Genomic DNA, 16171 nt, shown 5'->3' on the forward strand with positions numbered 1-16171 from the left:
ACGACGTTCGCGAGCGACCGAAAACCATGTCATGCCCCCGGCAAAAGAAAAAAAGCCGACGCCTCATGCGCGGCTTCCTCTCGAGCGATCATCTTACGGACGGATCGAACGTACGACGGTATGGCCCGAAGCTTTCCCTCCTTCATGGAACCGGCACTTTACAAGCTTCGCGGCTTCAGCCCGCAAGTCGAGCGAATAGGTGCCGCTTGCGCCGGAGCCATCGATCCGAATGTCGTATAATCCGTCACTTCTATCGTTTACTTCCAATGCCCCTTCCGGTTCGATTTCTCCATCTGCGGAAACATACGTAAATGCCTGGATGAAAAGGACGTCGGTCCGGGAAGGCACGCGGAAGATCACGGTTTGACGATCGGATGTCGGCGGGTTGTCCGGCGTACGGGCAGAATAGGCTGTCGCGGGCTGCGAACACCAGATTCGATGCACGAGACGGCCTTGCCGAAGTTTGTAGCTCATGGCGGAAGGCCGGTCCGCAAGGATCCGTTTGTCGTTGAACCATCTCTGATCCAGCCTGCCGAACATGTCATTCGTAGGCTGCCAGTATGCATTGCCGCCCAAGCTCAACTCCCCGCTGATATGGGAAGCAAGCTCGATGTCCCGGCTTTCGGGCAATCGTACTTCGAAAATATCAAGAAGAAGCTCCTCCGTCAGCAGGTTGATGCGTCGATACGAAGCGCCATGATAGGCGGCATGATCCCATGGGCACATCTCCGGCGGAAGCGCGATGCGATCCTGCATTTTGTAATTGCCGCTCTTCCAGTCAACGGCCGTCTCCGACCAGATGCCCCAGTCCCGTTCATGGAATTGCACCAGCACGCCATCCCGGGGAGGCTGATCGGCTCCGTTCAATACGATCGTATTATGGGAATAGGTATGCTTAAACCATCCGTAATGCGCAGGCACGCCGTACGCCACCGTTCCCGGATCCTCAAGCACCGGTACGGCGCCGCAGCGGAACGATAAGCCCAGCCTGTCCATATGGTCGTGCTCGCCTCCGAAGATGCTGTGCTTAATGATCGCCTGCCACCCTTTGCGATTGGTAAGCTTCGTATAACCGCTGGCAGGAAATGAACGGCTCGCGGATGCCTTCGCCGCAAGCTGTCCCGCCGTATCGCCACCCTCGGCGAGGTCCTTCCCATACAGCAAAGCGTACAGGGAATCCCGGCTCGCAGCCGTCGTATCGTACGGGTACGCCGCTCCCCTCTCCATTCCGTACGCCGATCGAAGAAGGGCGCGATACGACTCGTCGCCGAAGCGGTCAAGCGCTATTTCATAAAAGGGAGCGTATGTGCCGATGGCTGTCGCGCTGCTTGCATCGTTCCACATCGGAAAGGAGCCATCCGGCTGAATGAAGTTCAGCGGAAAATCGAACATGCGCTTCAACACATTTCGTTGCCACAGGTCCGAAGCCGTTCCTTCGACCAGATAAGCATAATGCAGCAGAGCCTCGAGGGCATAAAAATGATAGTGAATATTCCCCTCGTACCATAAGCCTTCCTCCGAGACGCCGCGCAAAAGCTGGTCATACAAGCCGTACTCCTCCGTCAAACCGGCCGTCTGGATCGCCGGATCCTCCAGTATTACGCCAAGCGAAGCGATCGCGGACGTAATCAGAACGGCATGGTTATGAATCTGCTTTTCTTTCCGTTCGATCAGAAACCGCGCGCACGGCAAAAACAAGCCGGTTCGGATGTCCGAATCCTGTTCGGGCGTTAGATTCTTCCGAAGCAGGCTGTAGCCGACAGCCAAATCCATGATCCAATGCGCTTCGTCGAGCGTTTGGGCAAACAGCTTGCCCGGTCCATTATAAGGGATGCCGCCATGCTCCTTGTATCCTTCGTAATGCCGCGCGTACGCAAGCAAAACGCGTACGGCCTTTTCCAAACGCGCATGATCGGGATCGATCGCGTGAAGATAAGCCGTATAATAAACGCCGCGACCGATTTGGGTGTGAGCAAAGGTGACCCAGGCGCCGTTATACGGGCTGCCGGTCCACTCGGCGCTGCAGCACGAACAGCGATGCGACCGCGGCGCGCTCCAGTCGAAGCTCAATTTAGTCCCGTCATGCGGACAATAGTAGTAATGTCCCCAATCCCCTTCTTCTTGCGGACCTATCGCATAGGGGATGGCTTCCGCCTCTGCCGCTTGCCGGTACAGCCGATCGAGCGCTTCTTTGAATTGCGGGAGACCGGCGTTGCGGATGAACCTATCTTTTCTGTCCGTATTCATGAACCGTGTTCCGCCTCCTACCCTTTAATCGACCCTGCCGTCATCTGCATGAAAGATTTATTGGCAAATACGTAAATGACCAGAATCGGCAGAATGGACAGGCACGCGCCGGCCATCATGTAGTGGGTTTGCGCCGCCGCCGAGGCGCCGTAACGCAGGTTGGCAAGGCCCACCGTCAGCGTCTGAAGATCGACCTGGCTCATGGTAAATACCAGCGGAAGAATATATTCGTTCCAAGCCGCCCGGAAGGTAAATAAAGCTGCTACCCCAAGACCGGGCGCCAGAAGCGGCAGAATGATTCGCCAGTAGGTGCCGAACAGCGAGCTCCCGTCGATTTTGGCGGCTTCATCCATTTCTCTTGGAATCGTGCTGAAAAAGGCCAAGAGGATGAAAAAAATATAAGCATGCCCGCTGACAAGCAAGATCACGACGCCCCAAAGCGACGTTTGGAGGTTCAGGGACACCATCAGCTTGAATTGGGGATGCAGGACCAAGGGACCGACCGAGATAAACATCGTAGATGCCTGAATCGCGACAAATAGCTTTTTACCGGGGAAACTCAATCGGTTCACGGCGTATGCGGCCATCGAGGCTACCAGCAATGTGCCGAACGTCGTCGCCAGGCTGACGAAAAGACTGTTCCAGGTGAAACGGGAAAAGCCCGCCTGCTTCCATGCCTCTACGTAATTCGATACATGCCAGGTCGACGGAAGAATCGTAGCTCCCGCCGTAAGCTCGGCATTCGATTTAAAGGAACCCAGTAACGCGATCAGAACCGGAAAAATCGTAAATAGAACCAGAACCATCAGGAATATCCAAAGGATCAGCCTGCCCGGGCGAAATGATCCGGACAGGAATGACGCCGGTTTTTTCGTTGTTGCCAATGCCCATTCTCTCATCCCGTCTTCCTCCTATTCGTGGCGCCGCCGAGTAGCCGATCCTCAATAGATACGGTTCAGCCTCCTGGACAGATAGAAATAGCCGAACGTAATGGCTCCTACGATCAAGCCGGAGACGAAGCCGACTGCGCTCCCGTATCCGATTTGCTGCAGCAGAACCGTGCTTGCGGAAGGTGTAGGGAACAACAAACGGTATAGGTAGAGGAACATGACCTCGGTTTTCCCGATGGGTCCGCCGTCCGTCAACAGCATGATGCTTTCGTAACTTTTTAAGGAATTGATAATCAAAAGCATAATAACCATCTGAAGAACAGGTCCAAGCATTGGAATGGTGATGTACCAGAATCGCTGAATCGCATTTGCGCCGTCCAATGAAGCGCTTTCGTTCACTTCGTTCGAAATGCCCTGGAGCCCGGCAAGAAACAACAGCATATAATTGCCGAGCGCACCCCACACCGCAATGATGATAGCGGTCAACATGGCATAATCCGGTCCGAGCCAATTTATACCTTTGGAAACGATATGAAATTTGAGAAGAAACTGATTCAAAATCCCGTTATACGAGTTGAAAATAATGAAGAATACTACGGCAATCACGGAGGAACTTATGATCGTGGGCATAAAATAGATGGCCCGGAGCAATTGTCTGCCCTTCAGCGCTTGATTCAGGATCACGGCCATGATGAGCGAAAGCGGCAAGGTGACGATCATTTTCCCGCCCGCATAAACGAAGGTGTTGCTTACCGAATGCCAGAATAACTGATCCGAAGCCAACGTGCGGAAGTTGTCCAAGCCGATAAACCGGGGCACGCCGAAGCCTTTGTAATCGTAAAACATGTAGCGCATCACCCAGAATAACGGATATACCGTAAACATAAGGGTGAGCAGCAGGCTTGGGAACGCGAAGAGCGTCCCGGACAACTTCATTTTCCATTGCTTCAAATTAATCCACCTTTCCCTCATGCGACGTTAGTACCTTCATTGTAATCCAGTTATCCTTTCGGGATAATGCGGCAAGCCCAACTTGAAGGGCAACTATTATGCGTTATTTGCATCGGAACGGGGAAAGGGCCAGGAGTTGCTCCTGACCCTTCCCCCGCCGAATCGGCTTACTTGACATACATCTTTTGTAGATTTTTCGGATCGAAGGTCGGATCGGCCTTAATCTTGACTTCTCCCGATGCGATCGCCGCGTCGAGCGCCTCGTTGTAACGCTTATTGAGATCCTCGACAATTTTGTCCAGGTCTCCGCCCTCAAGCATGTATCGGAAGAAGGCTTCCTGATAAGTCGTGCCTTGTACGGCGACGGTCGGCTGGATCGGCCAAGTTCCGTCGTACTGCGTCGGGAGGAAGCCTTCGATCCCGTAAATATCCGCGGATTTGGCCTTCTCCAGAATGGAAGGGACCATAGAGAAACCGAAACCGTTCTCCTGGAAATCTTGCAGTATCTGGTCTCCGTAAATAAAGTTCAGAAATTTCCAGGCCTCTTCCTTGTGTTTGCTTTCGCTGCTGATACCGAGCCATTGACCGCCTAGGAAACCGGTTGCGCCTTTAACCGTGCCGTCCGTTGTCGGAACCGGTGCGGCAGCCCACTCGATTTTGGCGGGGAATTGGTTCTTGTAAACGCCCGGCTCGGCGGAATAGGAAATGTACATCCCTATTTTTCCTTCCGCGAATTGTGCGCGCAGCGGGTCGATATCGAGCGACTCCATGCCGGGCAGCGTGCTGCCGTCGTCCACCATTTGCTTGAAGGCTTCGATCGCCGGCTTGAAACCGCTTACGTCGAATCGGCCGGTTTTAAAATCAAAACCGTAACCGCCGTATCCGTTCGCTTCAGTGATAACGCGCGCCGAGCGGTCGATCGCACTGGCCGGACTTTTAAAGTTAAGCGCAAACCCGTAAGCTCCGCTATCCTTGCCCGCCTCGGTCAGTTTCTTCGCTACCTCGACCATTTCATCCAGCGTGGCAGGGGGCTTGCTGATGCCCGCTTTCTCAAACAGGTCTTTGTTATAAACCAATCTCATGGTAGAACCGTAATTCGGAAGGCTGTAAATCTTACCGTCAAACCGATTCAGATTGTCCAAGATCGGGAACTTTGCCTTCTGCTCCTCGCTCAAATACCCGTCGAGCGACTCGAGATACCCTTTCTTGTAGAACGTCTGGATCGTATTTTCCTTTACCCGAAGAATGTCGGGGGATTGGGCGCTGGCAAAGGAAAGGTCGATCGCTTGGTTATAATCTTCCGTCTTGACCACGTACTCCACTTCGATATCAGGGTTGGCCGCATTGAACTCCGCGATCTTCCCCTTCATGTAATCGGCATCCGGACGATCGTTCGTCCAGAAGACCAGCTTCGTCTTCTCTTTCGGCTCCTTCGCGTCGGTTGCAGCCGTATCCGTATTCTTGCCGCCTTCGTTATTTGCCGGCGCGGCATTGTCCTTCCCGTCATCTCCGCCGCTGCCCGAATTGCCGCAGGCGGACAGGACGATCGCGAGAGTGATGCATAACCAGAGAATTCCATACTTTCTCAACATGCTTAGTACCCTCCTCTATAATGTCTATCGGCTCTTGATCGATGAACCGAACGGGATCGCATAGCCGTCTTTCGGTTCATGCCCCCAGTATGAGGGATGCGGCCCGACCTGTACATGCGGCAACACGAAGAATAAGGGCAACTATTCGCTTCACTTTCGTTACCGCCCGGCCTTGCCCAGGAAGGATTCCTTGAACTCCGACGGCGTCATGCCCGTCTGCTTCTTAAAAACCTCGCTGAAATAACGGCGGTGCTCATAGCTTAACTCCTCGGCGATTTCCTGGACCTGATAGTTTTCGACGAGCATCACTTTGGCCCTCTCGATGCGCTCCTGGGTGACGTATTGTTGGAATGTCGTGCCCGTCACCTTCTTGAACAAATTCGAAAAGTAGCCGATGCTCAGATTTACTTGCTTCGCGCAGATTTCGACAGTCAATGCCTTGCCCAAATTCGACTGGATATAGGCGATTGCTTGACGAATTACTTGCTTCGACTCGCTGACTCGCTCTTTCTCCATCCACTCGCAGCCCTGTCGGCACAAATCGACCAGCAGCTCCCTGAGCTCCTGCATGGAGAGTTCTCCGTTCCTTCCTTCCCGAAGCCTATGTTCGAGCTCGGAAAGACGGGTGTCGGACAGCTGCTCCAACAGTACCCGGTACATCATGAAAGCCAATTCCTGGCATACGCTTCTCACATATTCCGGTTTATGATAAGACGAACCGAACAGATCGCCGATCAGCTGCTCTAACAGCGCCATACTTTTCTCCCGATTCCCCGATCGCATGGCGAAAAGCAGCTCGCGTTCCGTTTCCAAGGAATATTTGGGGAGCCCCTTCGCGTCCTTGGCGGTCTGATCGAAGCTAAGGACGCCGTTGCCTCCCGTGTAGAAATGGTAGGAGAGCGCGTTTAAAGCCTGCAGGAAGGAATCCGGAAGCTGCCCGAGCTCTTCCACCTTTCTGCCGATTCCGATCGAAATCGTGAATCGCGTATATTTGGCGATATGCGCACAGCAAGCTTCCGCGATCCTGGAGGCGAGGTCGACGTCTTCGCAATTCAGCACGCACACATGTCGGTTCGTACCTTCGCGAAATACGATTCCTGCCGTAAAGCTATTTATGGTTTCCTCCAGAATATTTTGAAGCGCAAATCGGACCAGTTCCACCTCTTGCGTAGGCAGCATTCCGAAATTTTCCGCAAACCGGTCGATCTCTACAATCATGACGACAAGATTTTCCGGCTTCAGCGGAATCTTGAGGAATGCCCATCTTTTCTCATTGCTTTGAGCATTGCCGCTTCGATGATGGATGAGCATGTTCATGTATTCCTGCCTCAGCAGCGGTAAGCTCTCTTTGAGGCGTTTCTCCATAGCGTCGACCTCCAGCCTGCCCTTCCGCTCCTCCAGCCACACGTCTCGGGCCCCCACTACGACCCGGATAATTTCCGCAATGGAAAACGGCTTCTGGAGGAAATCGTACGCGCCCAACCGGATCGCCTGCTGCGCATAGGTAAATTCGGAGTACCCGCTGAGCATAATTACCTTACTGTGTGGCAGCGCTTCCAACACGCGACGCATCATTTCCAACCCGTCCAGCTTCGGCATGCGTACGTCCGTCATGACGATGTCGGGTTGTACCCTTCTAATCAGCTCGAGGCCTTCCTGACCGTTAATCGCGGTTCCGGCGACTTCGATGCCGTAGGCCTCCCAATCGATTTTGGTCGAGATCATATCGATAACGCTGCGAATATCGTCTATGACGCATAGCTTAATCTTGTCCTCCCGCATCGGTATCCTCCTCTTTACTTATAGGCAGATACAGTACGACTTCCGTCCCGATTCCCGCCTCGCCATGCAACTCCATCTTCGCTTCGCCGTTGTAATACAGCTGTAGACGCGCGGTAATGTTCCGCAAGGCGTACCCGCGCTTCCTCTCGCCTGCCGTCCGCATGACGCGTTCTACCTCTTGGGTATCCATTCCGCAGCCATTGTCCTTGACGGAAACGATCAGCAAGCCCTCGAGCCCGGTTATGGTGATGTCTATCAACCCGCCGGTATTGAGATCCCCGAAGCCATGCAGGATCGAATTCTCGACCAACGGTTGAAAAATTAATTTCAACACGCGCGTATTCATTCGTACCTCGTCCCCGATACGAATCTTGCAATCGAACAGCTGCTCATAGCACACCTGCTGAATCGCTATATATTGCTTTACGTGCGCGAGTTCGTCCTCGAGCGTGACCATGTCTCTGCCGCTGCTGAGCCCCAATTGGAACATTTGGGATAACGAGAGAATCATTTCGTTCACCTGGTCATTGTGGCCGAGCACCGACTTGCAATAAACGGTGTTAAGGGCGTTATAAAGAAAGTGGGGGTCCATTTGCGCGGTCAGCGCTTTGATCTCGGCCTTCCGCTTCTCGTTCTCATTGTGCTTGAGATTATGAATCAATACGTTGATCTCATCCAGCATGCGATTGAACCTCATGCCGACCTGGGCGACTTCGTCCTGATATTTGGTCTCAAAGCGCATGGCAAGATCGGAATTCTCGACCTTCTTAATGACATTACTGAGTTCGTAGAGGGGCCTTAACAGCAGCTTAGTCAGGCGATTGGAGAAAAGAAAGGAAAGCAAAAGCGCAACCAGAAGCGCATAGAGCGTCGATCGCTGGATTCCCTTCATATCCTCCAGCAGTTGTTGCTTGGACTGCATGCCAAGCAGCTTCCATTCTTCCCCGACATCGAGTCCGACGTGGTTTACAAGATAATCTTGACCATTCAATTCGTAGAAAAAATAACCTCTATCATCCGAACGCAGCCGGTCGAAGAACGATGGTTTATGTTCCAACCCCTGCCCCGCATACCAGTCGGAGTGAAATATTTCCTGACCCTTATCGTTGACGAACATATAATGCATACCCGTTGCGGAAGCATTGCCGGTAGTTAACTGCTGCAAATCGGACCCCTTCACATTGACTACGATATACACGCCGCTTTCCTGGCTCGGGACTTCGCCGATCGTCCCGAAGACGAGGGACACCACCTGCTCGCGGCCGGAAAAAAACGGGTCCTCATGCAGCGGCACCCAGATGGCGCGGTTCGCTTGATCGACGTCCCGGTACATTCCGCTATCGAAGAAAGAATTTTCTGACTTTCGAAAGTAGGTGGTCGGATAGAAGTCTCCTATCGGCGTGGCGACGAGGATCGACTGAATGAAGGCATCGTTAAATTTAATTTGCGAGAAGACCAGCTGAAGCGCCGACAAGTGCTGATAATAACGGCTCCTGTCGGCTGCGGCGACGTCTGTCATCATCCGCTTGAACGGATCGCTGATGGTTAGCGACATCATGGACATGGTGATGCTTTTCAGCCGTTGATCCAAAACCCTAGCCGTCTTGTTTACCGTATCCTCGCTAAGGCGAAAAGCGTTCCGCTGGATAACCTGGGAGGCGATGAAATAGGAGATGGTGCCGTTGGCGGATACCGTCAGTGTAATTAGAAGCACGAAGGATAACCAAATTCTTCTCTGAAAGGAAAGACCGTAAATCCATGCCTTCATAGGTCTCCTCTTCTCCTGCGCATCGGGCTCCTACAAGCCGTCAGCGGCGTTGATCAGTGCCTTAATATATCCGACCGCATAAGCCCAGGCCATCATTTGGCCGGCATCGTCTCCTGTCAGCCGGGGCACATGATCCGGATTGATGCATCCGTCGTAGCCGGTCTTTCGGAGTTCCATCAAAATCCTGAACATATTCATATCGCCGTCGTCCAACATAGACTCTTCGAACCCGCCGACCGTCGGAAGACTCCCCCTCACATTGCGAAAGTGAACGCTGAAGATTCTGCCCTTGCGCCCAAACTGGCGAATCTCGTCCAGGACAAGCGACGATCCGCCGGCCTGCGCACGGGTTCCTACGCAATAGATGAAGCCGACGGACTTGCTTGGGAACGCGTCGATAATCCGGTGGAACCCGAGACTATTAAACGGGGTTTCCGGGTTCGGCGTGTCCGACGGGTGCATGGCCAGCTGGAGATCGTATGCCTCGGCGAGAGGAACGAGCTCGCGGTACGCCTCGCAAAACCGTTCCCAATAGAAGGAGAGCTCTTCATGCGTAGGAACCGCAGGGTTTTTCCGAAGGCGCTCTCCCCGGGCTACGGAGCCTCCTCTATGCAGCGCATCGTATGGCTCCATGATGCCCGTGAAGCTATCCCCGGCAAATCGCTGACGAACGACCGGAATGCGCGCTTCACCGAACACCTTCACGGCATTGCACGCATTCTCCAGCTCCTTCTCGCAGCCGGGACGGTTCAACATGAACGCCTCCGTAAGGTCCGGCAGGGTGACCCGATTCAATTGCAAGCCGTAAGCGGCGATTCTCCGTTTAATGCGCAGTACCTCGTCCAGATCCGGGTACCCCTGCTCCCGAACGCCGGGCCAGACCGACCCGCTTGTGATATCGATACAGTCGACGCCGAGTTGCGACAGCTGCGTCAGGTACAATTCATCGGGCTTGCCGTCCCTGAGGAAATGCCCGGGTGCCGTGAGCGATACTTTTAACATATCTCAACCTTCTTCCCCGTTATCTTAGCGCGTTCAGGTCCGTCCTGCGCAAGCTCCAGCCTTTACCGCCGGGGGCTTGTGCGACCGCTCCCCGCTCCTTCAGCCGGTGTAATCCCGCATGGAAGCACGCCTGAAGCGCCTGATCCGCTTCCTCTTTCCAGCGGCCGAGCCTGCCGCGCGATTGCAGGATGAGCGCGGGAATATCCAGAAAGCCATCCGCCCGCTCCAGCTTCTCGAGCAAATAACTTTCGACCCGGTATACGAAATCGCGGCTGCCGTCCAGAAAGCCGGCTACTTGCTCTTTCCCGGCAATCAGCGGAAAATGCGAGGCCATCAACACCTCCGCGTCCAAGCCGCGGATTTTCTCGATCGTCCGCAGATAGGCTTCGGCATCGAAATAAATCGGAGGCAGCGACGGTTCGCCGCCGACATCCGGAATCCATTCGCCAAGCGCCGCATCCGTAATGATCGCGGTACGCTGAAGAGGCAGATGAACGATGAGATGGCCGGCGGAATGGCCGGGGGCGTGGTACAGATGAACCGGTATATTGTCGTTCCTCATACCCGAAGGGAAGCCGAACCTTAGCTCGCCGTCGAATGTCACATCGATGGCGGGCATGCCCTCGATGGCGCGGAGCGGCTCGAGTTCCTGCTTCTGGGCGATCAACAACGCTTCGGGCGCCCGCCTTTTAATGGCGATTGTGCCCCCGCGATGATCGTAATCGGCGTGGGTGACGATAATGGCGCCGATCGCCGACGGATGCAGCCCATGCTCCTCCATGTACGGAAAAAGCAGCGATTCCGGCGTATCTGGCGCGCCCGTATCGACTAGGAGCATGCGGCCATTGCGCTCAATGATATGCTGATATAAATTTCTGCCTTTGTACGTGGTATGGATCCGATGTACGTTCGGTACGATCTTCGCCACGATTCCGCCTCCTCCTATGCCGGTTTCTGAAACATTCCGATATCCAAAAGGGCCGGCAGCGGGAAAGTTTCCGACTCCATCCGATCGTTCTCGGTAATTTTGACCACCGCTCGCTCCGACAATGCGATGACCGAATGCCACGTATTTCGGTGGAGGCAGACGGGCGCGTCGAGTAAGAAGGCTTCCATCCTCTCAGGCGTCTCATATTGCGCGACCAGGATTACGCATATGCCCGAAAGCGGCTCGAACGATTCTCTGGAATTGGCATGAGCGCCGAGACAATCGACCGGCCTCCTGGTCAGTTGACTGACGGCGATGCGCCACCCGAGTTCATCCGGCTCGCGAATAACGACCTGAAACGCTCCCTCTGCCGGATCGGGAGCGATAAGATCGCCGTAAGGAGCAAACGCGGCGCGGGATAAATTCCGAATTTCCAATGTCATGCCCTGTTTCCCCCTCCTTTTACCTGGGACAAAAACTGCCTGCTCCATTCCGCCATGGCCGGAGTAACCGCGGTGACCAAATAGTGTGCGCCCCATTCGATCGCCAGCCGCGTACGCTCCGCCGTTCCTACATAGGTCCCGGCGATTTTCCCCCGGGCCGCGATGGTCCGTATACATTTCTCGATAACCGACAAAACTTCGGGATGATTGGGGTGATGGGCGTAACCCATGGATATCGCCAAATCTCCGGGCCCTACGAAATATACGTCCGCCCCCTCCGTCTCCAGCATATCGTCCAAATTTGCGACGGCCTCCACGGTTTCGACGTGCACCGTTACGACGCCTTCCCGGTTGGATCGAGCGAGATAGTCCGCCTTATCCGGATGCAGTCCATAGGCGGCGGCCCGGGGCAGGAATGCGACTCCCCTGTGTCCTGCAGGCGGAAACAGAGCCGAACGCACGACCTCCTCGACCTCCCGCCTCGTGTTCGTCATCGGGACCTGAACGCCGTTCGCTCCGCTGTCCAGCGCTTTCTGAATGTACTCCGGCCTGTTTCTCGGCACTCTAGCGACGGCGGGCACTCCGGCGCAGTGGGCTGCCCGGATCATATCCTCTTGTATGCCTTGATCTATCGCGCCGTGCTCATTATCGATCAGGATGAAATCGAATCCCATCGAAGCGATATATTCGGTCAGGGAAGACGATGGAAATGTCGCGAAGCAGCCGATAAGCGGCTCTTCTATCAACCGTTCCTTCCAGCCGTTTCGCATCATGATTTTCGTGCCCCGTTAATTTCGACGTTGGCCAACCGTTCCGTAACCCGCACAATGCTGGAGTGATCGTCCTCCCCCAGCCCCTGCGCGATACAGCTCTTGTACATCTCGTGTACAAGGCCGGAGATCGCGAGCGGAACGTCCAAGGATTTGCTAAGCTCCAGCGCGAGCCCCAAATCTTTGTACTGCAGCTTGCTTTTAAACCCGGGCCTGAAATCCCGCTTAAGCACCTGCGGCGCGCGGACATCCAGCGCCCAGCATCGCGCAGCGCCCATAGACAGCACGTCGACGATTTTCTGCGGATCGACGCCGGCCTTCGTGCCGAGGACCAAGGCCTCGCCCATGGCCGCAAGGGTAGAAGCCGCCAAAATTTGGTTGCACGCTTTCACGACTTGGCCGGCGGAATGATGACCTACATGCACCACATTCTTGCCCAGCACTTCGAAAATAGGAAGACACCGCTCGAACGTCTCCGCTTCGCCTCCGACCATAATGGAAAGCGTCCCCTCTACGGCGCCTTTCTCCCCCCCGCTGACGGGCGCGTCCAGCATGCGCGCTCCCGTCTCCCCGATGCGTTCCGCCAGCTCCAGCGTTGCCTGCGGGGAGATGGTACTCATATCGACCGCAATTTTCCCCGGTCTGAGGGAGTGGATTATGCCTTTCGGCCCGAGAATCACTTCCTGGACGTCTGCGGTATTCGATACCATGGTAATGACGATATCCGCCCGGTCCGCGGCGTCCGCCGGCGTTTCGCAGACCGATGCTCCTTCCCCCGCCAGCTCCTCTACCGCCTGACGACTGCGGTTATATACGTGTACGGAATACCCTGCCGCAAGCAGGTTGCGAACCATGGGTCTGCCCATAATGCCCAGACCGATAAACCCGATTATCGGCTTCATTGGAATCCCCCTGCCTTCTGTTTGTTGTTCCTTGAAAGGTTCGCCGCCTAAGACACCGGACGGATATTGCGCGATACCGAGTAACCGCCATCCACGACGATCGTCGAGCCGTTGGCCGCCCGATGGAGCGGATTGCATAGGAAGACGCACATTTCGGCGATTTCACGGTCGGTTATATAAGGCAGCAGCGGGGCATGATCGTCCCGGTGCGCTTCTCTCAGCTGCTCCACGTAAGCCTGTTCCTCCGGCGTTTCCCTCCAGCCGAACACTACATTGTTGACCTGGATGCCGGATGACGCCCATTCCAGGGCCGCCACTCTGGACAAATTGTTCAGCGCAGCCTGCCCCGAGGAGCAATAGGAGAATCGGCCAGTCGGAACGATCGAGGTAATGTGCGACAGAACGACGATGCGTCCCGGGATCCGCGCTCCGAGCATCGCCGCGCCTACCGTCCGCAGCCAGCGCATGCCCCCCTCCAGTTCCTCTCGGATGTCGTGAAACAAATCGTCATCGCCGAGGATGGCGGTCGCCGCGACGGGCTTGGGCATATAGAAGAATACGCCGATACCGCCATGGTCGGCGACGGACGCCGACACCGCATCGCGGATTTCCTCTTCCCCCGCCGCTTCACTTACCAACACGCCGCCGCCGCGCGCCTCGAACGCATGGGTAAGCGCGCCGGTCAGCCCGGGTTGCCGCTTCCCGTAAGCGATCATCACCTGTTGCCATTCTTTATCCACACCCATCCTCCTCTGCGCCGTACCGCGTCATAAGTTCGCCCCATGCGCCACCATAAATTTCCTGATCTCACCGACGTCAACCTGTTTCGGGGCGACCCGCTCCCTAATCGCGGAATACGCCGCGTAACCGGCTGCGAAGCCTTCCTCGAAGCATTGGGCCGTTACCCGCGCCGAAGCCAGCGCTTCATGCTCCGCGGAAATACACCGGCCGACCGTAAGCAGCTGCTCGACCCCTCTGGGAAGCATGACCTCATACGGAATCTCGTAGTAATCGTCATTCAGATACGCGATCTTCACCTCTTCGCCGTGGGCTTCGATCGGCCAGGCGCTTCGGGCGATCGCCGTCCTGAACTTGCGTGCGTTCAGAATATCGTCGTTCTTCAGGACATATTCGCCGAGAATCGTACGAGTCTGTCGGATCCCGATCTGCACGGCGCTATCAATGATATAGGACTCTTTGAAGCCCGGGACGAGATCCCGCAGGAAGCGTTCATATTCCCGGATCTGGCGTCTGCCTTCAAATTCGCTCCATGTGAGGTCCTCCGTCACGGTCCCGTTAACGACGCCGTTCCCGGGCTTGGCGATTCGAGTGGCGTTGATCAACGCTTCGTTCCTGCGAGGCATGGGCAGCAGGTATACGTGACGTCGGGGAAGCTCGTAGTTGCCGCTCGATACCTGCTCGCCGATAAGCGCTTCCACCTCGGCCGGAGACATGCGGGAAGCGAGCTTCCAATCGACTCCGCCCATGCGAAAGATCATGGTCGGGAACTGAACGAACCCGTCCTTGCCGAACAGGCAGGGCGCTCCGGCCCTGGCGGCGACATCCCCGTCTCCCGTGGCGTCGATGAACACCTTGCCGCGAATCGCCCTTCTCCCCTCTTTGTTCTCGATGACGATGCCGCTAAGCCGGCCTTCGTCCATGATGACATCGGCAAACCAAGTGTGGAAAAGGACGTGCACGCCAGCTCCCCGGATCAACGCATCCGCCGTTTCCTTCCAGGACAGGGGATCGTGCACGCAGAGCGCGGTATGTCCGAAGGGTACAGGTTCGGCGATTCCGTCCTTGCTCTTCAGGAGGTTGACGAATCGTCCTGCAAAACCGTCCACGATCTGCTCCAGTCTGTTCGTCCGGGAGGAGCTGTACAGTCCGCACACCGTCCCCGACAAGCCGGCAACGCTCATGCCCCCGAAAAACCCGTAGCGCTCGATCACCATCGTGCGCATTCCCTGCTCCGCTGCCGTCACCGCCGCCGCTACGCCGGAAGGGCCGCCGCCGATTACGACGACGTCCATTTCCGCGATTACGGGAATCGCTCTGGCTGTTTCCATGTGCAGCTTTGACCCCATGCGATTCTCTCCTTTCCGGCTGACTATAGGAGACACTTGATAAACGCGCCGGCATCCACCTTGATGAACGCTCCGGTAATTGCCCTGCCGCTTTCCCCGCACAGATAACTTACGGCCTGCCCTACATCCCTCGGCGTCGCCTGGAACCCGAGCGGAAGCGTCTCCAGCGCCTTGCGCCTGCCTTCCTCGCTCTGCTGCCCCGGCTTGGACAAATTAATGTCCGTATCGATCCATCCCGGCAGCACCTGATTGACTGTGATACCGTATGGGGCGAGCTCCAGCGCCATGGACTGGGTGAGGTGGTCCATTCCCGCTTTCGTGGCGGAATAGATACCCATAGTTAGCGAAGGGCGCTTGGACTGCAGGGAGGAAATCTGGATGATCCGCCCTCCCTCTCCGCGAAGCCGCATCGCCCGGGCAGCGCGCCTGCTGCAGGCCAGCGTCGCTCCAAGATTCAGGTTGATCATAGCCTGGAAGTTCTCGTCCGTAATTTCGGCCACGCGTTCCCAGTAACATACCCCTGCATTATTCACTAGAATATCGATCCGGCCGAATGCCGCTTCGGCCTCATCCATGAAGCGCTCGACCTGAGTCGGCTGGCCGAGGTCGGCCTGAATGGCGCAGGCCCTTCTTCCCATGAGCCTCAACTCTTCAGCAATCTGAAGGGCTTCGGCTTCCTTGGAGCGATAATGCAGAACGATATCGGCGCCGTCCTCCGCCAGCGACTCCACAATGCCTCTGCCGATCCCGCGCAGATTGCCGGAACCCGTTACGACAGCTACTTTACCGGCCAGTTTCATGCTTCCCCT

Annotated in this window: 14 protein-coding genes; all 14 read right to left on the minus strand. The window is 55.8% G+C overall.

Annotated features, from left to right (window positions below; all coding sequences use genetic code 11):
- Positions 1-93 precede the first annotated feature (93 nt).
- A complete protein-coding gene (locus tag VEZ38_RS07015) occupies positions 94-2247 on the minus strand; it encodes a heparinase II/III domain-containing protein (protein ID WP_324892631.1) in 2154 nt (717 codons plus the stop codon).
- Positions 2248-2264: 17 nt separating this feature from the next.
- Positions 2265-3053 (minus strand): carbohydrate ABC transporter permease, encoded by a 789-nt coding sequence (locus tag VEZ38_RS07020; RefSeq protein WP_324892665.1) that lies wholly within the window; start codon positions 3051-3053, stop codon positions 2265-2267.
- 135 nt (positions 3054-3188) lie between these two features.
- Positions 3189-4073, minus strand: coding sequence for a sugar ABC transporter permease (locus VEZ38_RS07025; RefSeq protein ID WP_324892666.1), 885 nt, complete (start codon positions 4071-4073; stop codon positions 3189-3191).
- A 182-nt stretch (positions 4074-4255) separates the two neighbouring features.
- The gene (locus VEZ38_RS07030; protein WP_324892632.1) at positions 4256-5680 is read right to left on the minus strand and encodes a sugar ABC transporter substrate-binding protein; all 1425 of its coding nucleotides are present in this window, start codon (positions 5678-5680) and stop codon (positions 4256-4258) included.
- Between the two features lie 159 nt (positions 5681-5839).
- Complete coding sequence (locus VEZ38_RS07035; RefSeq protein ID WP_324892633.1) at positions 5840-7462, minus strand: response regulator; 1623 nt, start codon at positions 7460-7462, stop codon at positions 5840-5842.
- On the minus strand, positions 7443-9230 hold the full coding sequence (locus tag VEZ38_RS07040) for a sensor histidine kinase (protein ID WP_324892634.1): 1788 nt from the start codon (positions 9228-9230) through the stop codon (positions 7443-7445). The genes VEZ38_RS07035 and VEZ38_RS07040 overlap by 20 nt, the downstream gene beginning before the upstream one ends.
- Positions 9231-9260: 30 nt before the next feature.
- A complete protein-coding gene (locus tag VEZ38_RS07045) occupies positions 9261-10232 on the minus strand; it encodes a mannonate dehydratase (protein WP_324892635.1) in 972 nt (323 codons plus the stop codon).
- 19 nt (positions 10233-10251) lie between these two features.
- Positions 10252-11160 (minus strand): MBL fold metallo-hydrolase, encoded by a 909-nt coding sequence (locus tag VEZ38_RS07050; RefSeq protein WP_324892636.1) that lies wholly within the window; start codon positions 11158-11160, stop codon positions 10252-10254.
- Positions 11161-11174: 14 nt separating this feature from the next.
- Complete coding sequence (locus VEZ38_RS07055; protein WP_324892637.1) at positions 11175-11603, minus strand: hypothetical protein; 429 nt, start codon at positions 11601-11603, stop codon at positions 11175-11177.
- Positions 11600-12376: an HpcH/HpaI aldolase family protein gene (locus VEZ38_RS07060; RefSeq protein WP_324892638.1), complete on the minus strand. Its 777-nt coding sequence runs from the start codon at positions 12374-12376 to the stop codon at positions 11600-11602. Before VEZ38_RS07060 ends, VEZ38_RS07055 begins: the two co-directional genes overlap by 4 nt.
- Entirely contained in the window at positions 12373-13275 is a 903-nt protein-coding gene (locus VEZ38_RS07065) for a 2-hydroxy-3-oxopropionate reductase (protein WP_324892639.1), read from the minus strand. The genes VEZ38_RS07060 and VEZ38_RS07065 overlap by 4 nt, the downstream gene beginning before the upstream one ends.
- A gap of 47 nt (positions 13276-13322) precedes the next feature.
- The gene (locus VEZ38_RS07070; RefSeq protein WP_324892640.1) at positions 13323-14015 is read right to left on the minus strand and encodes an SDR family oxidoreductase; all 693 of its coding nucleotides are present in this window, start codon (positions 14013-14015) and stop codon (positions 13323-13325) included.
- Between the two features lie 27 nt (positions 14016-14042).
- Positions 14043-15362, minus strand: a complete 1320-nt coding sequence (locus tag VEZ38_RS07075; protein WP_324892641.1) for an FAD-dependent oxidoreductase — start codon at positions 15360-15362, stop codon at positions 14043-14045.
- A 23-nt stretch (positions 15363-15385) separates the two neighbouring features.
- Positions 15386-16162 (minus strand): SDR family oxidoreductase, encoded by a 777-nt coding sequence (locus tag VEZ38_RS07080; protein ID WP_324892642.1) that lies wholly within the window; start codon positions 16160-16162, stop codon positions 15386-15388.
- Positions 16163-16171 lie beyond the last annotated feature (9 nt).

The sequence above is a fragment of the Paenibacillus sp. genome, assembly GCF_035645235.1.
Lineage (GTDB): Bacteria > Bacillota > Bacilli > Paenibacillales > YIM-B00363 > Paenibacillus_AE.